The 18653-nt window shown below is 60.1% G+C and carries 20 protein-coding genes; 6 read left to right on the forward strand and 14 right to left on the reverse strand.

Translation table 11 applies throughout. The annotated features are described in order from the left end of the window. Positions 1-19: 19 nt before the first annotated feature. The 6 genes from ACFO6X_RS10455 to pyrC all read left to right on the forward strand — a co-directional run bounded on the left by ACFO6X_RS10455 (position 20) and on the right by pyrC (position 4942). The gene (locus tag ACFO6X_RS10455; RefSeq protein WP_382432740.1) at positions 20-919 is read left to right on the forward strand and encodes an amino acid ABC transporter substrate-binding protein; all 900 of its coding nucleotides are present in this window, start codon (positions 20-22) and stop codon (positions 917-919) included. A 76-nt stretch (positions 920-995) separates the two neighbouring features. Continuing rightward, positions 996-1748: an amino acid ABC transporter permease gene (locus ACFO6X_RS10460; protein WP_382432742.1), complete on the forward strand. Its 753-nt coding sequence runs from the start codon at positions 996-998 to the stop codon at positions 1746-1748. A gap of 1 nt (position 1749) precedes the next feature. Further along, positions 1750-2415, forward strand: coding sequence for an amino acid ABC transporter permease (locus ACFO6X_RS10465; RefSeq protein WP_382432744.1), 666 nt, complete (start codon positions 1750-1752; stop codon positions 2413-2415). A gap of 24 nt (positions 2416-2439) precedes the next feature. After that, positions 2440-3177 (forward strand): amino acid ABC transporter ATP-binding protein, encoded by a 738-nt coding sequence (locus tag ACFO6X_RS10470; RefSeq protein WP_382432746.1) that lies wholly within the window; start codon positions 2440-2442, stop codon positions 3175-3177. A 33-nt stretch (positions 3178-3210) separates the two neighbouring features. Beyond that, complete coding sequence (locus tag ACFO6X_RS10475) at positions 3211-3837, forward strand: hypothetical protein (protein ID WP_382432748.1); 627 nt, start codon at positions 3211-3213, stop codon at positions 3835-3837. Between the two features lie 34 nt (positions 3838-3871). Beyond that, complete coding sequence (gene pyrC, locus ACFO6X_RS10480; RefSeq protein WP_382432750.1) at positions 3872-4942, forward strand: dihydroorotase; 1071 nt, start codon at positions 3872-3874, stop codon at positions 4940-4942. A 233-nt stretch (positions 4943-5175) separates the two neighbouring features. Here the strand turns inward: pyrC and ACFO6X_RS10485 are convergent, their stop codons facing one another. The 14 genes from ACFO6X_RS10485 to ACFO6X_RS10550 all read right to left on the reverse strand — a co-directional run bounded on the left by ACFO6X_RS10485 (position 5176) and on the right by ACFO6X_RS10550 (position 18647). Next, on the reverse strand, positions 5176-7092 hold the full coding sequence (locus ACFO6X_RS10485; protein WP_382432801.1) for a family 2A encapsulin nanocompartment cargo protein cysteine desulfurase: 1917 nt from the start codon (positions 7090-7092) through the stop codon (positions 5176-5178). A 90-nt stretch (positions 7093-7182) separates the two neighbouring features. Next, complete coding sequence (locus ACFO6X_RS10490) at positions 7183-8118, reverse strand: family 2A encapsulin nanocompartment shell protein (protein WP_382432752.1); 936 nt, start codon at positions 8116-8118, stop codon at positions 7183-7185. 69 nt (positions 8119-8187) lie between these two features. Then, positions 8188-8466: a helix-turn-helix domain-containing protein gene (locus ACFO6X_RS10495; protein ID WP_382432753.1), complete on the reverse strand. Its 279-nt coding sequence runs from the start codon at positions 8464-8466 to the stop codon at positions 8188-8190. Next, complete coding sequence (epsC, locus tag ACFO6X_RS10500; RefSeq protein WP_382432755.1) at positions 8463-9365, reverse strand: serine O-acetyltransferase EpsC; 903 nt, start codon at positions 9363-9365, stop codon at positions 8463-8465. Before epsC ends, ACFO6X_RS10495 begins: the two co-directional genes overlap by 4 nt. A 14-nt stretch (positions 9366-9379) precedes the next feature. Then, positions 9380-9859, reverse strand: a complete 480-nt coding sequence (locus ACFO6X_RS10505) for a rhodanese-like domain-containing protein (protein ID WP_382432757.1) — start codon at positions 9857-9859, stop codon at positions 9380-9382. A 131-nt stretch (positions 9860-9990) separates the two neighbouring features. Continuing rightward, positions 9991-10938, reverse strand: a complete 948-nt coding sequence (locus tag ACFO6X_RS10510) for an ABC transporter substrate-binding protein (protein ID WP_382432759.1) — start codon at positions 10936-10938, stop codon at positions 9991-9993. A gap of 28 nt (positions 10939-10966) precedes the next feature. Next, complete coding sequence (locus ACFO6X_RS10515) at positions 10967-11173, reverse strand: dodecin (RefSeq protein WP_382432761.1); 207 nt, start codon at positions 11171-11173, stop codon at positions 10967-10969. Between the two features lie 167 nt (positions 11174-11340). Further along, positions 11341-12315 (reverse strand): NAD(P)-dependent oxidoreductase, encoded by a 975-nt coding sequence (locus ACFO6X_RS10520; RefSeq protein ID WP_382432763.1) that lies wholly within the window; start codon positions 12313-12315, stop codon positions 11341-11343. Then, entirely contained in the window at positions 12312-13457 is a 1146-nt protein-coding gene (locus ACFO6X_RS10525; protein ID WP_382432765.1) for an acyl-CoA dehydrogenase family protein, read from the reverse strand. Before ACFO6X_RS10525 ends, ACFO6X_RS10520 begins: the two co-directional genes overlap by 4 nt. Beyond that, the gene (locus ACFO6X_RS10530) at positions 13454-14275 is read right to left on the reverse strand and encodes a class II aldolase/adducin family protein (protein ID WP_382432767.1); all 822 of its coding nucleotides are present in this window, start codon (positions 14273-14275) and stop codon (positions 13454-13456) included. The genes ACFO6X_RS10525 and ACFO6X_RS10530 overlap by 4 nt, the downstream gene beginning before the upstream one ends. Before the next feature lie 50 nt (positions 14276-14325). After that, positions 14326-15429, reverse strand: a complete 1104-nt coding sequence (locus ACFO6X_RS10535) for an LLM class flavin-dependent oxidoreductase (protein WP_382432803.1) — start codon at positions 15427-15429, stop codon at positions 14326-14328. Between the two features lie 133 nt (positions 15430-15562). Then, positions 15563-16744: a c-type cytochrome gene (locus ACFO6X_RS10540; protein ID WP_382432769.1), complete on the reverse strand. Its 1182-nt coding sequence runs from the start codon at positions 16742-16744 to the stop codon at positions 15563-15565. A 17-nt stretch (positions 16745-16761) separates the two neighbouring features. Beyond that, positions 16762-17595 carry an ABC transporter ATP-binding protein gene (locus tag ACFO6X_RS10545; protein WP_382432771.1) on the reverse strand — a complete coding sequence of 278 codons (834 nt, stop codon included), beginning with the start codon at positions 17593-17595 and terminating at the stop codon, positions 16762-16764. Further along, on the reverse strand, positions 17589-18647 hold the full coding sequence (locus ACFO6X_RS10550) for an ABC transporter permease (RefSeq protein ID WP_382432773.1): 1059 nt from the start codon (positions 18645-18647) through the stop codon (positions 17589-17591). Before ACFO6X_RS10550 ends, ACFO6X_RS10545 begins: the two co-directional genes overlap by 7 nt. Between the last annotated feature and the right edge of the window lie 6 nt (positions 18648-18653).

Below are 18653 nucleotides of genomic sequence, written 5' to 3' on the forward strand. Positions count from 1 at the left end.
CACCCACAAGGAGAGCACCATGAAACAACACCTGCTGGCCCTGGCCATCACTACCCTGGCCGCCACGGCTGCCGTGGCACAAACTGGCGACACTTTGGCAAAGATCAAATCCTCGGGCAGTGCCACGCTGGGGGTGCGTGAGTCCTCTGGCTTGGGCTATACCTTGGGCAATGGCAAATATGTCGGGTTTCATACTGAAATGGGTGAGCGGGTGCTGGCCGACATCCAAAAGCAGTTGGGCCTGTCCAAAATGGAAGTCAAATACCAGCCTGTGACTTCGCAAAACCGCATTCCTCTGGTCAGCAATGGCACCGTAGACCTAGAGTGCGGCTCCACCACCAATAACGCGGCCCGCCAAAAGGATGTTTCTTTTGCCGTGACCACCTATGTGGAGGAGGTGCGCATTGCTGTGAAGGCCAATTCGGGCATCCAAGCCATCAAAGACCTCAATGGCAAAAACGTGGCCGTCACCACCGGCACCACTTCAGTGCAGCACTTGCGCAAACATGAACGCGCGGGCGGCATTGACTTCAAGGAAGTCATGGGTAAAGACCATGCGGACAGTTTCTTGCTGCTCGAAACAGGCCGTGCCGACGCTTTTGTGATGGATGGCTCCATTTTGGCGGCCAACATCTCCAAGGCCAAGAACCCAGCCGACTTCAAGATTGTGGGCGAAGTGATCTCTGTCGAGCCGATTGCCTGCATGTTGCGCAAAGACGATCCCGCCTTCAAGAAGGCGGTGGACGACAGCATCAAGCGCCAGATTGCCGATGGCTCGCTGGCCAAGCTCTACGACAAATGGTTCATGCAGCCCGTGCCACCCACCAATACCAAGATTGGCCTGCCTCTGTCTGAGGCCACCAAGGCAGCTTGGGCCAACCCCAACGACAAACCTCTGGAAGACTACGCCAAGAAGTAAGCCTGCCCAGCCTTGCGCCCCTTCAAGCCGTGGCGTTTGAAGGGGTTTTTTTGTCCGTACAGGAAGGGAGCACACTATGGCTTGGGATTGGCAGGTGTTTTGCGAAGACACCATTGAACGCGCGCCCGTGCAGGGCTGTTTTGGCAAGGGTGGGGACATCACCTACTTGGATTGGATGCTGTCCGCTTGGGGCTGGACGATGTCGGTATCGTTGCTGGCCCTGCTGTTGGCCCTGTTGTTGGGCACCCTGATAGGTACTTTGCGTACTCTGCCCGACCGCCCCTACATCGTCAAACTGGGCAATGCTTGGGTCGAGCTGTTTCGCAACATACCACTGCTGGTACAAATTTTTCTTTGGTACCACGTGCTGCCCACCCTCATTCCAGCCTTGCAAGCTGTGCCGGGGTTTGTGCTGGTGGTGCTGGCGCTGGGTTTCTTTACCTCTGCACGGATTGCAGAGCAGGTGCGCTCCGGAATTGAGACGCTGCCACGCGGTCAGCGTTATGCGGCTATGGCAATGGGGTTTACCACCTTCCAGAGTTACCGCTATGTGTTGCTGCCTGCTGCTTTTCGCATCATCATTCCTCCGCTGACCAGTGAGACGATGAACATCTTCAAGAACTCCTCGGTGGCCTTTGCGGTCTCGGTGGCCGAACTGACGATGTTTGCCATGCAAGCCCAAGAAGAGACCGCACGCGGCATTGAGGTTTATCTGGCGGTCACGGCTTTGTATGTGCTGTCGGCCTTTGCCATCAACCGCATCATGGCTTTCATCGAAAAACGGGTACGCATCCCTGGCTTGCAAGCCTCGGGCGCAGGAGGGCACTGACATGCAGATTGATCTCTCCTTCTACAACTGGAACCTGATCAGCGATTTTGTGCTCAAGGGTTTGGGGTTTAGCCTGATGCTCACCGTGGTTGCGACTGTGGGCGGTGTCTTGCTGGGCACGGTGCTGGCATTGATGCGCCTGTCGGGACGCAAATGGTTGGACGTGCCTGCCACCATTTATGTCAACGGAATGCGCAGCATTCCTCTGGTCATGGTGATCTTGTGGGTCTTTCTGTTGGCTCCGATGCTGATTGGTCGCCCAATTGGTGCCGAGCTGTCGGCCATTGTGACCTTTGTGGCTTTTGAGGCCGCTTATTTCAGCGAAATCATGCGCGCGGGCATCCAAGCCATTCCACGCGGTCAAATTTTTGCCGGACAAGCCTTGGGCATGACCTATGGTCAGAACATGCGGCTGGTGGTGCTACCCCAAGCATTTCGCAACATGCTGCCGGTGCTGCTGACCCAGACCATCATCTTGTTCCAAGACACCTCGCTGGTGTATGCCATTGGTGCCTACGACATGCTCAAGGGCTTTGAAGTGGCAGGCAAAAATTTTGGTCGCCCGATTGAGGCCTACTTGGCGGCTGCCGTCTGTTACTTCATCATCTGTTACGCACTGTCGTGGGCGGTCAAGCGCCTGCACCGCAAGATTGCCATCATCCGCTAACGCGGCTTACCCGAGGACATGACCATGATTGAACTCAAAAACGTCTCCAAGTGGTACGGCAACTACCAAGTATTGACCGATTGCTCGGCCCGCATTGGCCGGGGCGAAGTGGTGGTGGTGTGCGGGCCGTCAGGCTCTGGCAAGTCCACCCTGATCAAAACCATCAATGCGCTGGAGCCGATCCAGTCGGGTGAAATCTGGGTCGACCGTGTGCCCTTGCACGACCCCCACACCAACTTGCCCAAATTGCGCGCCCATGTGGGAATGGTGTTTCAACACTTTGAGCTGTTTCCGCACCTGTCGGTGACGGAGAACCTGACCATTGCACAAATCAAGGTGCTGGGGCGCGCCCCCGATGAGGCCAAACAGCGCGGCCTCAAAATGCTAGACCGGGTGGGGCTGATGGCACACAAAGACAAGTTTCCAGGCCAACTCTCGGGCGGCCAGCAGCAGCGCGTAGCCATTGCCCGTGCCCTGAGCATGGATCCTATCGTGATGCTGTTTGACGAACCCACTTCGGCGCTCGACCCCGAAATGGTGGGCGAAGTGCTGGATGTGATGGTGGGCTTGGCCCAAGAAGGCATGACCATGATGTGCGTCACCCACGAAATGGGCTTTGCCCGCAAAGTAGCCAGCCGTGTGATTTTTATGGACGTGGGCGGCAAGATCTTGGAAGATTGCTCCAAGGATGACTTCTTCAACCACCCCGAGGCTCGCCAGCCCCGGACGAAAGAGTTCCTGAACAAAATCCTGCAACATTGAGTTTTTCCATGCTTTTGTAAGAAAGGAGATGTAATGCGTTCTTCCGTAATGGTTCGTAGTGGTCTTGGTCTGCTGGGGGCACTGGTCGTTGGTTGGGCTGGTGCCGTAGAGACGGCCAGTTTTGATCTCGGTGCTGGCACCTTGAATCTGCCATTGGTCAAGATTGATGGCAACGCCCAGTTCAGAGATGTTCGCCTGCGCTTGATCACCCTGGGACAACTCCAAGTGGACGATCCGGCAGTTGGCAGCCAGATTGAGTTCCTGTCCAACGGCAATGTGTTGCGTCTGCCCCAAGTCACTGTGGCAGGGGTTACCTATCCGCGCGTGAGCCTGACCAACCCTGGTTTCTCGTTGGAGAGCTACGGCTCTTTGGTGGTGGACTCTGGCGTGCAAGGCCAATACCGGCTGGAAGTCCAAGTCACGGCCCAAGGTTTTACAGTGCCCCCTGTCGTGATTGAGAACGTGCCTAAGCCCAACACGCAAGACGAGTTTTGTAATGATCCGCTTTTGCGCGAGACCATCACCCAAGCAACCAGCGGCATGACTGGCTCATGGAGCATGACCTCGTGCAGCTTTAATGGCACAGTGGGCAATATCGGTATGACGCTGACCACACCGTTTTTCACCATGCCTTACAGCGCAACCTACACCTACCGCTAAAGCAAAGGGGGCTGTGCAATGGGAAAATGGCGCTATGACCATCTCTACCACTGCCCCCAACCGTATCACCCTGACCCGCCCTGACGACTGGCATCTGCATGTGCGCGATGGCGCCGCCTTGCACACCGTAGTGCCACATACCGCAGCCCAATTTGGGCGGGCCGTCATCATGCCCAACCTGAAGCCGCCAGTGACCACGGCTGCACAGGCTGTGGCTTACAAAGAGCGTATTTTGGCCGCCGTGCCTGCAGGGGTGGCTTTTGAGCCGCTGATGACGTTGTACCTCACCGACAACCTGCCCCCCGAAGAAATTGCCTTGGCCCAGCAGGCAGGCGTTGTTGCCTGCAAGCTCTACCCCGCCGGTGCCACCACCAACAGCGATGCGGGTGTGACCGAGTTGCGCCACATTTACCCAACACTGGAAGCCATGCAGCGTGCAGGTATGCCCTTGCTGGTGCATGGTGAGGTGACCAGTGCCGATATTGACCTGTTTGACCGCGAAGCGGTGTTTATCGACACACAATTGATGCCATTGCGCCGCGATTTCCCAGAACTCAAAATCGTGATGGAGCACATCACCACCAAAGAGGCTGCGCAGTATGTGTCAGAGGCTGGCCCCCATACCGCAGCCACCATCACGGCACACCACCTGCTTTACAACCGCAATGCCATTTTTACCGGCGGTATTCGTCCACACTATTACTGCCTGCCGGTACTCAAGCGCGAAACCCACCGTGTGGCGCTGGTGCAAGCGGCCACCAGTGGTGCGCCTCAGTTCTTCCTCGGCACCGACAGTGCGCCACACCCAGCGCACTTGAAAGAGCACGCCAGTGGTTGCGCCGGTTGCTACACAGCCCATGCAGCGATGGAGCTGTATGCAGAGGCTTTTGACAATGCCGGTGCGCTAGACAAGCTCGAAGGCTTTGCCAGCTTTCATGGCCCAGCCTTTTACGGCTTGCCACACAATCAAGGCACCATCACTTTGCAACGTGAAAGCTGGACACCCCCCGAGAGCTTTGCCTTTGGCGAGGCTGAACTCAAGCCGCTGCGCGCAGGGGAGGCTTTGCCGTGGCGGCTGGTTGAAACTGTAAATTCACAGCAATAGTTCAAGAGTTTGCCGACTCAGCAAAGGCCACGATCAGTGATTAAACAGGACATCTGGTCGCGCTGCCGGGTTTGCAGTTTGAAACCCAAACACCCCATTTTGGGGCTTTCACAGTGGGCCAAGGTGTTTTAGAGGTGGTAGCTTTGGGCATTCTAGAAGGATCAAAATAGACCAAAAAGCGCCAGTAGGCCTAAGCCTCTGGCGCTGTGCTAGCGGGCGTAAGTGGCAGCTATTTACCTGCTGCGCCGCTGGTCAGACAGGCGCTGCACCACGGCCACCAGTCGGTCAATTTCTTCAAAGGTGTTGTAAAACGCCAAGGAGGGGCGCACCGTGGCTTCGACCCCCATGCGCCGCAAAATGGGTTGGGCGCAGTGGTGGCCGGTACGCACGGCAATCCCTTCTTCGTTCAGGGCTTGGCCGACCTCGGCGGTGGTGTAGTCCGCCAAGGTGAACGACATCACGCTGGCTTTGTCTGCTGCCGTGCCAATCAGGCGCAGGCCGCGCACATCGCCCAAGGCGCGCATTCCGTACACCAGCAAATCATGCTCGTAGCGGGCAATGTTCTCGATGCCCAGGCGGTTCACATAGTCGATGGCTGCACCCAAGCCCACAGCATCGGCAATGTTGCCGGTGCCCGCCTCAAACTTATTCGGAATTGGCTGGAACACGGTCTTCTCGAAGGTGACGTCGGCAATCATGTTGCCACCGCCTTGCCACGGCGGCATATCCTCCAACACTTCGCGCTTACCCCAGACCACGCCGATGCCGGTCGGGCCAAACACCTTGTGCCCAGAAAAAACAAAAAAGTCCGCGCCAATGTCTTGCACATCCACCCGCATGTGGGAGATGGACTGCGCCCCATCCACCAGCGCCCTGGCCCCAGCGCGGTGCGCCAACTCTACGATTTGCTTAACCGGCACTACCGTGCCCAAGGCGTTGGATACCTGCGTCACCGAGACCAGCTTGGTGCGGCTGTTGAGCAGTTTTTGGTACTCATCCAGCAACACTTGACCGGAATCATCCACCGGAATCACGCGCAGTTTGGCCCCTTTGGCGGCTGCCAGTTGTTGCCAAGGCACGATGTTGGCATGGTGTTCCAAGTTGGAAACGATGATTTCGTCGCCCTCGCCAATGTGCTGCCAGCCCCAACTTTTAGCCACCAAATTGATGGCCTCGGTGGTGCCGCGTACGAAGATAACCTCATTCACGTCCGGTGCGTTGATAAAGCGGCGCACCCGTTCCCGTGCGCCTTCGTAGGCATCGGTGGCGCGGGCGGCCAGTTCATGGGCAGCGCGGTGGATGTTGGAGTTCTCGTGCTGGTAAAAGTAAGCAATACGGTCGATGACCGATTGCGGCTTGTGCGTGGTGGCGGCGTTGTCTAGCCAAGCCAAAGGCCGACCATTAACGCGCTCTTGCAGCACCGGGAAATCGCGCCGCACGGCATGGACATCGAACGCCGGATGGGTACTGTGGCCTGCCTGTGGCACCGCACCTGTTTGCGCTGGGTGGGCCGGTGTGGTGTAACCACCCGGCAGCACCACGGCATCGACAAAGTAAAACTGGGGTTCTGCCGAGGGTGTGGTGCTGGGCACACCCGGGCCAGCCGTGGGTGTGCTGGCGCGTGGCACTTGGGGCACGGCAAAGGGCGCCTGTGCCAAAGTGTCCAGTGGGTCGGTGGCCGCAGGATGGCCTTGCCGGTCGGCCAGAAAGTAGAACGGCGAGGCGCTCGCTGCTGCCGGGCGGGCCGCCGTGGTGGCTTCGGGCACACCCAAGATGCCACTGCCCAAGCGTGGTTCGTAAGCGGGCAGGGCGCTGGCCACCGTATCGGGCACCCCATTGCCTGCGGGTGCATGGGGCCACAGCGCCGGAGCACGGTGCGCCAACGAGGCCAGCGGCGTGGGCGAGGCTGGCAGCAAATTAGCACCGGGCACGATGCCTTGCGGGAACGGCGTGCCCGGCACACTCGGGCCTAACCCGGCAGGGCTGGCCAGTGGAGAGCCGGGCGGTGCTACGTTGACCGGCGCTTGCACGCCGGGCGGCAGGGGTGATGCCTGCCCCACGCCCGGCACGGAGGCCGGGGGCGTGGCGGCAACATCACCCACAAAATCGGGCGTTTGTCCGGGCAGCGCCGTGAAGAATGCCGTAGCCATGCGCGCCAGCAGGTCTGGGCCGATGGGGGCTTCAGGAGCTACCGGCACGCCAGTAGGGGGGGATGAAAGGATAGTCACCACGCGGCCACTTTATTTGTAGGTGTCGGGGTAGTCGTGGTATTTGTTGATTTCCACATCGTCTAGTACGGCCAGTGCATCTGGCGTCAGCACGGCCAGCGAGCAATAGAGCGAAATCAAATAGGAGGCAATGGCATGGTTGTTGATGCCCATGAAGCGCACCGACAGGCCGGGGCTTTGCTCGCCGGGCAGGCCGGGCTGGTACAGGCCCACTACGCCTTGGCGCTTATCGCCCACGCGCAGCAGCAAAATTTTGCTCTTGCCATCGGCCACCGGCACTTTGTCGGATGGAATCAGCGGCACACCGCGCCAGGTGATGAACTGTGAGCCAAACAGGCTGACCGTAGGCGGTGGCGTGCCCCGGCGGGTGGCTTCGCGGCCAAAAGCAGCAATGGTGAGTGGGTGGGCCAAAAAGAAGGCCGGTTCTTTCCAGACCTTGGTCAGCAGCTCGTCCAAGTCATCGGGGGTGGGTGCGCCAGTCAACGGGAAAATGCGTTGTTCCTCCGTGACTTGGGCCAAGAGGCCATAGTCGGGGTTGTTAATCAGTTCGCTTTCTTGGTTTTCTTTGATGGTCTCGATGGTCAGGCGTAACTGCTCTTTGACTTGATCGTGCGGGCTGCTGTAGAGATCAGAAATGCGGGTATGCACATCCAACACGGTGCTCACGCCGTTCAAGAAAAACTCGCGCGGGTGCTCTTCGTATTCAACAAAGGTGCGGGGCAGTTGCTTGTTGTCTTTTTCTTTGGCGGTGCAAACCACCTTGATGTCTTCGGGGTTCTTGACGCGGTTGAGGCGAAAGATGCCGGCCTCTACGGGTGTCCATTGCAGCAAATGGGTTAGCCAACGGGGGGTGATGGTTGCCAGTTGTGGCGCTGTTTTGGTGGCATTGGCTAATTGCCGCGCTGCGTTATCGCCCAGTGCGGTAGTACCGCCTACGGTTGCCGACATAAAGAAACTCCCTCAAAAAACAACAGTGAAAAAATGCAAGGTGCAGTGTCAAATTTCTGTGGGGATGCTTCAACAGGCTATAGCCGCCAACTGCAAGCCCCGCACCAGATTGGCTTGGCGCAGGGCTTCGCCGCGCAGCACCAAGGCAGAGGGCGCCATGCCCAGCGACAACGCCAACTTTTCGACGGTTTGTAAAGAGGCAATGGCCCGGCCCCGTTCGATTTCGCCTACATAGGAGCGGTTGAGGTCGGCCTGCTCGGCCAGTTGTTCTTGTGACCAGCCCTGTGCCTCGCGCGATTGGCGCACGGCCACGCCAAAGCTTTGGATGAGATTGCTGCCGCCACTCATGGTTGCCCCTCGCGGGAGATGGCTTGGGTGATATGGCAGCCAGCGGGCACGTCGTGCGTGATCCAGACGTTGCCGCCAATCACTGCACCTTGCCCCAAGGTGACCCGCCCTAGGATGGTGGCACCGGCATAAATCACCACATCGTCTTCTACGATGGGGTGGCGAGGTAAGCCTTTTTGCGGATGGCCCTGACCATCTTTCGGGAAGCTCTTGGCACCCAGCGTCACGGCCTGGTAGATGCGCACGTTCTGACCAATGACAGCGGTTTCGCCAATCACTACGCCAGTGCCGTGGTCGATAAAGAAGCCTGCGCCAATTTGGGCGCCGGGGTGGATGTCAATGCCGGTTTGGCTGTGCGCCAATTCTGAGACGATGCGTGCCAGTAGTGGCAGCCCCAATTGGTATAGCCGATGCGCCAGTCGGTGGTGGATCATGGCCAGAATGCCGGGGTAGCACAGGAGCACCTCGTCAACTCCGCGCGCAGCAGGGTCGCCATAGTAGGCGGCCAATACATCGCTGTCGAGCAGGTGGCGGATGCCGGGCAAGGATTGGGCAAAACTGCGCGTGGCTGCCAAGGCATCGGTTTGCAAGTCGCTGCTGGTGTGCGGGCTGTGGCGGCGGCTATAGCGCAGCTCTAGCACCACTTGCCCCAGCAGGGCGTGCAATGCGGCATCGAGCCGATGGGCAACAAAAAAGTCTTCGCTTTCTTGGCGCAAGTCCAATGGCCCCAGACGCATTGGAAACAGAGACTCTTTGAGCTGATCAACGATTTTGACCAGTGCATGGCGCGATGGCAGCTCGCGCCCGCCTGGCTCTTGGGAGCGGTTTTGCGCTTCGCGCCATTCACGGCGTGCCGCATGCAATGCTTGGGCGATACCGGCAATATCAAAAGTGGACATGGTGCTGCGCCTTCTCAGTCTTGCACCCAGGGCAGTCCGTGGTGGCGCCAGCCGTCATCTTTGCCCCGTTGTTGTGTGGCATCGAGCTCGCCTTCAAAACCTTCTAAGACATTAAAGACATGGTTAAAACCCACGGCTGCCGCCGCTTCGGCGGCCAGCACCGAGCGTTTGCCGCTGCGGCACAGCAGCAGCACGATGGCCTCTTTGCCACCGTATGGGGCCAATTTGGCTTCCAGCTCGCGCACAAAGCGCGGGTTGCGGGTCAGAGAGGTGCCCGTCGCCCAAGCGACATGCAGGCTCTGGGGCACATGGCCCACAAACTTGCGCTCTTCGGTGGTGCGCACGTCTACCAACAGGGCTTGTCCGTTGTGTACCAGTTCCCATGCTGTGGTGGGCGAGACACCACCAGCGTACGACAAGCCCTGTGCTAGAGCGTTGGCGCGGGCTTGTTCTAGCGTGGCGGGAAGGGGGGTTTCTGCGATTTCGGCAGTCATGGGGAATGTTTCCTTGGGGTTCTCAAAGGGCTATGGCAGCCAATTTAGGAGAAAACATTCATTTCACAAAAGAATAAAAAACAGAGTTGAAATAACTTAAACATCTTTTTTGGGCTGCCACAACTTTGGCGTCACCCGGTGTGGAAGCGGGTGTCAAAGGTGGCTTGCACATCTAGCCGTTGTTTGAGCAGCCCAGCGGCCAGATAAAAATCGGCTGTGCGCTGCTGCTCGGCGATGAGGGGGGCATCGATGGCTTGCCACCGGGTGGCCCGGCGCTCAAACTGCAATTGCGCAGCGTTGGCCGGAATGCCAATGATGCGAGCCAAGGTGGTGCCGAATTCCTTGCTGTGCTGGTAAGACCAAGCCTGCGCCCGCTCGACCCGGTTTTTGAAGTCTTGCAGCACGGCCCGTTTGTCGGCCAACGCCTGTTCTGTGGCCGCCAAAAACCCCAAACCGCTCCACAGCCCCCGGCCATTGACCAGTACCTTGGCATGGCCTCCAGTTTCGGCCAGTGCGGTATAGGGCTCCCAAGTGGCCCAGGCATCTACCGAGCCTTGGGTCAAGGCCAGCTTGGCATCTGCGGGAGGAATAAAGCGCAGCTGCACATCGTCTGCCTTGAGGCCCACCGAGGCCAACGCCTTGAGGGTGACAAAGTGCCCAATAGAGCCTCGGTTGGTGGCAATACTTTTGCCTTGAAGGTCGGCTGCGGTTTTGAAAGGCGAGTCTGGCCTGACCAAAATGGCGGTGCCATAGGCATCAGAGCGGTTGGCCGCAAAGGCTTTGACCTTGCTGCCCGCTGCCAATGTGAACAGCAACGGCGCATCCCCAATAGTGCCAAAATCCACCGCGTTGGCGTGGAGCGCCTCGGCCAAGGGGGCGGCTGCGGGAAACTCGCTCCACTTGATGTCGTAGGGCAGCTCTTTGAGTTCTCCGGCGGCCTCCAGCAGGGCTTGCAGGCCGCCTTTTTGGTCACCGGCCCGCAACAACACGCGGGGCTGTGCGTGTACCAATACGGGTGAGAGAAAAGCCGCAGCAGTCACGGCGGAGGTTAGAAATTGGTGAAACTGGCGTCGTTGCATGGCACAGGCTCGCTCAAAAAAACGGTATTCAGGCCAGGGTGTGGCCAACCTTGAGCGTCACTTGCCAGTGCGCCACCTGACCGTCTTGCACTTGGCCGCGTGTTTCCACTACTTCAAACCATTTGATCTGGCGGCTGGCGTTGGTAGCTTTGGCAATGGCGTTTTGCACGGCTTCGTCTGACCCAACGGTCGAAGAGCCTGTGAATTCGAGAATCTGGTAGACATGGTTGCTCATGGTGAAATCCTTGGGTTGTGGTCAGCAGGGCTGCGCAATGCAGAACCTGACCGGAGATGTCCGGTCAGGTGATGATGGACACCCAGGGGGTTGCCGCCAACGAAGATTTGTGTGCAAGCAAACTCCCAAAATGACTTTGTGGCGGCATGGGCTGTCTGGCTGGTCTTCTAGTAGCCCCGTTGGGGGTCTACCTGATCCAGCAAGGGTTGGCCGTGCAGATAGCGGTGTAGGTTGACCACAAATTTTTCTGCGGTTGCGGCCACGGCGTTGCTGGCCGACCAAGAGATATGCGGCGTGAGCCGCACCCGTGGGTGGGTGTAGAGCAGATGCCCGGTGGGTAGGGGTTCTGGGTCGGTGACATCCAGCGTGGCACCGCTCAGGCGGCCAGCGTCCAAAGCGGCCAGCAGTGCGGTCTGATCCACCAGTGACCCACGGGCAATGTTGACCAGATGCAGCCCAGCGCGTGCATGCGCCAGGGTGTGGGCATTGATGATGTGGTATGTGGCGGCTGTGGCAGGCAGGGCCAGCACCAGATGGTCAGATAGCGCCAGCAGTTCGGGCAAGCTGCGCACCGTGCCCACACCTGCATCCCCCACAGGCGCAGCACTTTGGCGCAGGGCCAGCACATGCATGCCCAAGGCTTGCGCCCGAACCGCGATGGCCTGACCGATAGCGCCATAGCCCAGCAAACCCAAAGTTTGGCCCTGTAGCAGACCCAGGGGCGTGGTATGCACTTGGGCAAAGCCATCGTGCCATTGTTGTGGATCTGTCACCCGGCGCTGGCCCAACTCCTTGGTGTGTGCCAGCAGGGCGTGCAGTACAAATTCGGCAATAGGTGCGGCGGCCACACCGCGTGAGCAGCTGACCTGTGGCACATCTAACAACCAGCGGGGATAGAAGTCCACCCCCGCAGAGGCCGTATGTACCCAACGCAGGCGGCCCGGCCAGCCCGGTGGTGCTTGCTGCGGGGCTTCGCGCCAGCCATTGCGTGGTGCGGTCAGCAGTATCTCGGCATGGGCAGTTTGTTGCCAGGGGGATACGCAGGCATCGTCCAGCACTTGCACCTGCGCTCCCGAGGTGGCAATGGCGCGGGTGGTAGCCGTGCCAAGCTGGTTCAGGATGGTCAGGCGGGGGCGGCTCATACGCCCAAAGCACGCCGTCCGGCGGCAATATGCACGCTGTCGTCTTGTGGGGTGTGGATGCGTCCGCAGAGCACATCGCGCAGGTGGCGCTCCAGTGGGTTTTTGCGCGAGATACCGTGGTTGCTGCTCAAGGACAGGGCCGCTTGCACGGCTTGCACGGCGTTGTTGGTGGTGATGGATTTGATGAGGCCGCTCTCTACAGTGGGCACATCCAGCCCGGCATCTACATCGCGGGCCAGACTGGCGATCAGCCGGTGGTTGGTGAGCAACCAGCCCTCGATTTGGCCGATGATTTCTTGGGCGCGCGGCAGGGTCGAGAGTGTGGCCCCCAAGCTGGCGGGTTGGCGCTGGCGTAAAAAATCGATCACCCAGTGGCGGGCTGCGCGGGCCACGCCGGTATAGAGGGCTCCCATCAGCACCGTCATGTCTGCTTGTAGGCTGGGGTCGCCCCCGGCCCAGTCGTGGGGCTGGCGCAAATCTAGGGCATGGTCGTGGGCGATGAGCACGTTGTCCAGAATCACATCATGGCTACCACTGGCGCGCAAGCCCAGGTGGTCCCAGGTTTCGACAATGCGAATGCCGGGCAGGCCAGCAGGCACCAAGAACGTGCCTAAACGTGGTTCTGCCTCATCGGTGCGTGCCCAGACGGCATACCACTTCAGGATGGGCACGCCAGTGGAATACACCTTGTGCCCCGAGATGCGCCAGCCTTCGGTGGTTTGACGGGCCACGGTACCAGGCAATCCACCACGGGCGGGCGAGCCCAGTTCTGGCTCCACCCGCAGCGCATTGATCAATGAGACGCCTGCTACGGCCTCTTGTACCAGTTGGCGTGCCAAATGCTCGGGCCAAATTTTGCCGCGCTGGCCCATGCTGCGGTGCTGGATGTATTGCATGGTCAGCACCAGCGCGGTGGCTGGGTCGCCTTGGCCCACAGCACCAATCACCTCCCCCAGGTGGGCCAGCGAGGCTCCTTGCCCGCCCAAGGCGCGAGGGGCCGCCAGTGCCAACAGCCCCGCGCGGTGCAGGTCATGGAAGTTCTCAAACGGAAAGCTGGCTTCGCGGTCGTGCTGGGCGGCGCGGGCGGCAAACTCTACTGCCAGTGTTTGGGCGGTTTGGCCCCAGGTGAGTGGGGCATTCATTGCAATACCTCGGGTTGCTCTCGCACCAACCGTTCAAACAGTGCCTTGAAGGCAAATTCGGCACCTCCTGGCCCACCAATTTGCGCGTGGGTAAGCTGGGCTATGGCATGGGGAATGGGCTGGGGTTGGCCTGCGGCCTCGGCCAGCAGTTGGGCTTGGCTGGCGTTTTCTAGTGCCACATACCACCAAGCAGCGGCTTCTACTGAGGGGCCAGCGGTGAGGATGCCGTGGTTTTTGAGGATCACTGCTTTGCGCTGGCCCAGCGCCTTGCTAATGCGCAGGCCTTCCTCTTTTTCCAGCACCACGCCGGTGAAGTCGTCAAATAGTGCGTGGTCTTCGTAGAAGATGCATGAATCCTGCGTCAATGGCTCCAGCAGGCGGCCCAGTGCAGACCACGCCTTGCCGTACACCGAATGGGTATGGGCAGCGGCCACAATGTCGGGGCGGGCCTCGTGCAGTGCGGCATGGATGGCAAAGGCCGCCCGGTTGAGTGGCCCCTCGCCAATGACAATTTCGCCGTTGGAGTTGACCAGTAGCAGATCTGAAACCTTGATCTGCGAAAAATGCACCCCTAGCGGATTGACCCAAAAGTGGTCAGTCCATTGGGGGTCGCGGGCCGTGATGTGCCCGGCCAGCCCATAGTCAAAACCCCATTGGGCAAACAGCCTAAAGGCCACCGCCAGCCGCTCTTGGCGGTAGCGGCGTTCGGCCTCCAGGGTGGGGCGTGGTGGTGCGGGTTCAAACCAGTCTTTGCGTTCGGGTTGGGGGTTGAAGGCCAGCGTGCTGGTGCGTGGCAAGGAAGACAGAACAGCGGACATAGTGAATCAGTGATGGGGTCAAGAGAGGCTGTGGGCGGGGGCGCTGTGGCTTAGGCCGCCTTGAGCACCGGCTGGGCGGCGGCCAGGCGTTCGCGTTCGGCCACCTTGGCGCGCACCAGTGGCAGCAGGTCGCGGCCATACTGGATGGCATCGGGCAGTGGGTCAAAGCCCCGAATCAGGAAGGTGGTGATACCCAGGTCGTAGTACTTGAGCAGCGCATCGGCCACCTGCTCGGGGGTGCCGACCAGCGCCGTAGTGTTAGAGCGTCCCCCCGTTTCTCGGGCAATGGCTGTCCAGAGGCGTTCATCCACGCGGTCGCCTTGGGCCGCATCGCTGAGCAAGCGCCGTGCGCCTTCGCTTTGCTGTGCGCCCCCACGGGCGTAGCCTTGTTCGTTGCGCAAACGGCGGGTGTCTTGCAGAATGCGCTCGGCCTTGGCCCAGGCTTGCTCTTCGGTGGCTCCCAGAATGGGGCGGAAAGAAATGCTGAACGCAATACTGCGGCCATGCTGTGCGGCCTCAGCGCGTACGCGGCGCACCAAGTCGCCGGCTTGGGCCAGCGATTCGCCCCACAGCGCATAAACATCGGCATGTTTGCCTGCCACTTGCAGTGCCGGTGCCGAGGCACCACCAAAATAAATGGGCACATAGGGCTTTTGTAGCGGCTTGACTTCTGACCATGCACCTTGGATACGGTAATGTGCCCCTTGATGGTCAAAGGGGGCTTCTTCCGTCCAGACGCGGCGCAGCACGCTCAGGTATTCATCGGTGCGGGCATAACGCTGGTCGTGGTCAAGAAAATCACCATCACGCTGTTGGTCTTCGTCTGACCCGCCGGTGATGTAGTGGACGGCCACACGGCCCCCCAAATACTGGTCTAGCGTTGCCAACTGGCGCGCGGCAACGGTGGGCGCCGTCAGGCCGGGGCGGTGTGCCAACAAAAACGGAATTTTGCGTGTGGCCAGCGCCGCATAGGCCACGGTGAGCAGGTTGTCGGGGCTGGTGCCGTGGGCAGGCACCAGAATGCGGTCAAACCCAGCGTGTTCATGGGCCTGGGCAAAGACGCGAACGTAATCGGGATCGACAGCACTGCCTTTGCGGGCAAAGGTTTCAGACACTTCGTGTGGTTGGATCATGCCAATGAACTGGACACCCATAAGAACTCCTTGAAATCGGTCAGGAAGAAAGCAATCAATGGCCTTGACGATAGAAGCTGCATGGGTCTGCGCCAACGAAGGAAAACGGTCGTGCTCATGCAGAAACTGCATGACAGGCCGCGAGTGCAGCGCCTTAACTGCCGTGTGGAAAGCCCCCCCGTAGCAAGCGCACTGGCTCGGCATCCATGCGGCGGATCAGGCTCTCGAGTCCATCACTGCTGGGGCTGGCGCTGGTAGGTGCAGTAGCTGCCGTGGTGTTGGAGCGACAAACCAGATCGTTTTCTGACCATGCAGCTTGCCCTGGCTTGCCCCGCGCCCGCAGCCAACCTTGGCGATCGACCATCAGTTGGTAACCAACCACTTCAGGGGTGGGCACGCCCAGCACCAAGGCCAGCGCCTCGGTCATCTGTGTGCTGTGGCTGTGGCATTCGGGATCGGCTTGCGCCAGCGCGTCGTTGGATGGGCCTACCAGCACGGTGACCAGCCGGGGGTCTTCGGCCACGGTGGGGGCGGTGCCATCCGTGAGCACGATGCGCAGGCGTTGGCCAGTAAGGTGGCGCAGCGTGCTGTGGTGGCCCTGACGGCACCGCACGCTGGCGTTGGGCAGCCGTATGGGCGATTGCCAGACACCAGATTCTTTCAAGGTTTGGCCAGCTGCTTGGGCTTGTAGGAAGTCCAGCAGTTCCCAGATTTGGGTGTCATTCAATGAGGAGGCAAAGCCGGGCATGGTTGCTTGGCCGTGGCGGTTGTGCAGCCCGTGGCGTACACGCCAGAACAGTTCGCCCTCCAGTCGCTTCCAGAGCAAGGCACCACTGAAGTTAGGGGGCCACATCGGCAAATGCGGTGCATCTGGCCCTTCGCCCCGACCATCACTGCCGTGACACCGCAGGCAATGCTGTTGGTACAACGCTTGCCCACGCACGATGCCATCGGCGGTAAATTGGCTGGGGGACTGGTGCAAGCTGGTGTTGACTGCCGGTGCGAGCAGCAACCGGGCTTCGGGCCACGGGGTCAGCAGCAACAGCAGCGCCGTGAGCCCCCACAGCACTGCGCGTGCGCGCCGCCAGTGCCACGACAGACCCCACAGCAGTACCACGGTCAACCCCGATAGCAAGGCCAGCACCACACGGCGTGCATGGCCTGCTTCTTGCACTAACCGTTCGCCCGCTAGCCGTTGTGCAAACGGCCAAGCAGGTTGGCCATGCACTTCGGTGGATAAACCCAGTGCGTGCCACAGCGCCCGCAGGCCCATGTGGGCCTCGTGCAGCAGGCTGAGCAAGGCATTGAGTGCCTCGGGTGGCAAGTTCCAGTCCATGCCGAAGTGAATTGACCTTACCAGCTTGCATCCAGCCCGAGCAGGGCCAAGGCTTCGTGGCGCAGTTGGGCCAATCGGGGGTCTCCCCGGTGGCGTGGGTAGGGCAGGTCGTTGACTAAAATTTGCTTCACGGTGGCGGGGCGCTCAGAAAACACCACCACCCGTTGGGCCATGAACAAGGCTTCTTCTACATCGTGTGTCACCAGCAAGGCTGAAAACCCGGTGCGTTGCCACAGCTCGACCAACTCGGTCTGCATGGCAATGCGGGTCAGGGAGTCGAGCTTGCCCAGCGGCTCATCCAGCACCAGCAAACTGGGGTCGTTGACCAACGCGCGTGCCAAGGCCACACGCTGTGCCATGCCTCCAGAGAGCTGGTGCGGAAAGGCTTTGGCAAAACCCTCCAACCCCACCCGCTTGAGCGCATCGTCCACGCGGTGGCGCTGGGTTTTGAGGAGCCCACGCGCTTGCAGCCCCAAGGCCACGTTGTCCCACACGGTGCGCCAGGGAAACAGCGTGGGGTCTTGGAACACCACAATCCGCGAGGGATCGGGGTCTGTGATTGGTTGCTCATCGTGCAGCAACTGGCCTGTGGTGGCAGGTTCTAGCCCGGCCACCAATCGCAGAAAAGTGGACTTGCCGCAGCCGCTGGGGCCGAGCAGGGCAACAAATTCGCCGGGCGCTACCGCAAGGTTCAAATCATTGATGACTTGCAAAGCCCCGCTGGGCAGATGGAACCAATGGCTGACATTGTGTGCTTCAATGCGGGCGCCTTGGCCTTGGCCTTGGCCTTGCGGGGCGGCGGTGGTGGGGTGGGCCGATGTGGCCTTGGGGGGCAAAACGGTGCTCACCATTTGACCATCCCCTTTTGCCACGACAGCACCCGATCGCGGGCCAAAAACAAGAGCGAGATCACGCCAGAAAACAACAGGGCCATCACCAGCAGCGCACCGTACATATTGGGGTAGCTGGCCCAGCCTTGGGCCCAGGTCAGATACCAGCCCAGCCCAGACTTGACGCCCAACATCTCGGCCACTACCAGCGTCGAAAACGCAGCGCCCAGCCCCATGAACAACCCGACAAACACTTGCGGCAGTGCCGCCGGAATGGCTACCCGCAGCACCAAAAACCAAGGCGAAGCCCCCATTGTGCGGGCCACGTCATAGTAGTTCTTGTTCACGCTGGAAACCCCCGACCAAGTCAGGATAGCCACTGGAAAGGCCGTGCCCAGCGCAATCAGAAACACAGCGGTAGACCAGCTCGACGGGAAGAAGTAGAACGAGATGGGCAGCAATGCCGTGGTGGGCAAGGGCCCCAGCACGCGCAACACGGGATGAATCCAATAATTCGCCTGCCGAGACCAGCCAATCAGCACCCCCACCACAAAGCCCGTTCCTCCGCCAAAACCAATACCGATCAGCAGCAGCTTGATCGAATTGGCCGCGCAATCGATCAGCCGTTCTCCATCTGAGATAAAGACCTCGGCCAAACTTTGTGGCGGCGCAAAGAAGGGGGTGGGCAAGGTGCCCAGCTTGGCGGTGAACAGCTCCCACAGTGCCAAGCCCAATGCAGAGGCCACCAGCCACGGCCCTGCCAAGCGCAAGCGTGGCAGCAAGGCACCTGCCAATGCAGGGGCCAAACCGATGGTTGCCAGCACCACGGCCACCGCGAAGGCCACCCAAGCAAACTCAGTGGTGTAGGCCCAGTCGCTAAAGCCCACTTCTTTGTTGGGCCAAGCGTAGGTCAGGCTGCCCAGCACACCCCAGGCCAACGCGGCGATTAAGCCGCCCCACCAAGGTGAGAGGCGTTCTGCATGGGCGCTGGCCGGTGTGTGCGCTGTGGGGCGGCGCAAGGCAGCTGCCACTGGGATAGGAGGGGGAAACAGTTTGTCGGCGGTAGTGCTCATGTTCAG

It is taken from the genome of Giesbergeria sinuosa, assembly GCF_042652905.1.
In the GTDB taxonomy this organism is placed as follows: Bacteria; Pseudomonadota; Gammaproteobacteria; order Burkholderiales; family Burkholderiaceae_C; genus Simplicispira; species Simplicispira sinuosa.

Bases quoted from the DNA above. Each gene is read 5' to 3' on its own strand.
- ACFO6X_RS10455 (WP_382432740.1), top strand. From the start codon at position 20: ATGAAACAACACCTGCTGGCCCTGGCCATCACTACCCTGGCCGCCACG.
- ACFO6X_RS10460 (WP_382432742.1), top strand. From the start codon at position 996: ATGGCTTGGGATTGGCAGGTGTTTTGCGAAGACACCATTGAACGCGCG.
- ACFO6X_RS10465 (WP_382432744.1), top strand. From the start codon at position 1,750: ATGCAGATTGATCTCTCCTTCTACAACTGGAACCTGATCAGCGATTTT.
- ACFO6X_RS10470 (WP_382432746.1), top strand. From the start codon at position 2,440: ATGATTGAACTCAAAAACGTCTCCAAGTGGTACGGCAACTACCAAGTA.
- ACFO6X_RS10475 (WP_382432748.1), top strand. From the start codon at position 3,211: ATGCGTTCTTCCGTAATGGTTCGTAGTGGTCTTGGTCTGCTGGGGGCA.
- pyrC (WP_382432750.1), top strand. From the start codon at position 3,872: ATGACCATCTCTACCACTGCCCCCAACCGTATCACCCTGACCCGCCCT.
- ACFO6X_RS10485 (WP_382432801.1), bottom strand. From the start codon at position 7,092: ATGGCTACGGCATTCTTCACGGCGCTGCCCGGACAAACGCCCGATTTT.
- ACFO6X_RS10490 (WP_382432752.1), bottom strand. From the start codon at position 8,118: ATGTCGGCAACCGTAGGCGGTACTACCGCACTGGGCGATAACGCAGCG.
- ACFO6X_RS10495 (WP_382432753.1), bottom strand. From the start codon at position 8,466: ATGAGTGGCGGCAGCAATCTCATCCAAAGCTTTGGCGTGGCCGTGCGC.
- epsC (WP_382432755.1), bottom strand. From the start codon at position 9,365: ATGTCCACTTTTGATATTGCCGGTATCGCCCAAGCATTGCATGCGGCA.
- ACFO6X_RS10505 (WP_382432757.1), bottom strand. From the start codon at position 9,859: ATGACTGCCGAAATCGCAGAAACCCCCCTTCCCGCCACGCTAGAACAA.
- ACFO6X_RS10510 (WP_382432759.1), bottom strand. From the start codon at position 10,938: ATGCAACGACGCCAGTTTCACCAATTTCTAACCTCCGCCGTGACTGCT.
- ACFO6X_RS10515 (WP_382432761.1), bottom strand. From the start codon at position 11,173: ATGAGCAACCATGTCTACCAGATTCTCGAATTCACAGGCTCTTCGACC.
- ACFO6X_RS10520 (WP_382432763.1), bottom strand. From the start codon at position 12,315: ATGAGCCGCCCCCGCCTGACCATCCTGAACCAGCTTGGCACGGCTACC.
- ACFO6X_RS10525 (WP_382432765.1), bottom strand. From the start codon at position 13,457: ATGAATGCCCCACTCACCTGGGGCCAAACCGCCCAAACACTGGCAGTA.
- ACFO6X_RS10530 (WP_382432767.1), bottom strand. From the start codon at position 14,275: ATGTCCGCTGTTCTGTCTTCCTTGCCACGCACCAGCACGCTGGCCTTC.
- ACFO6X_RS10535 (WP_382432803.1), bottom strand. From the start codon at position 15,429: ATGGGTGTCCAGTTCATTGGCATGATCCAACCACACGAAGTGTCTGAA.
- ACFO6X_RS10540 (WP_382432769.1), bottom strand. From the start codon at position 16,744: ATGGACTGGAACTTGCCACCCGAGGCACTCAATGCCTTGCTCAGCCTG.
- ACFO6X_RS10545 (WP_382432771.1), bottom strand. From the start codon at position 17,595: ATGGTGAGCACCGTTTTGCCCCCCAAGGCCACATCGGCCCACCCCACC.
- ACFO6X_RS10550 (WP_382432773.1), bottom strand. From the start codon at position 18,647: ATGAGCACTACCGCCGACAAACTGTTTCCCCCTCCTATCCCAGTGGCA.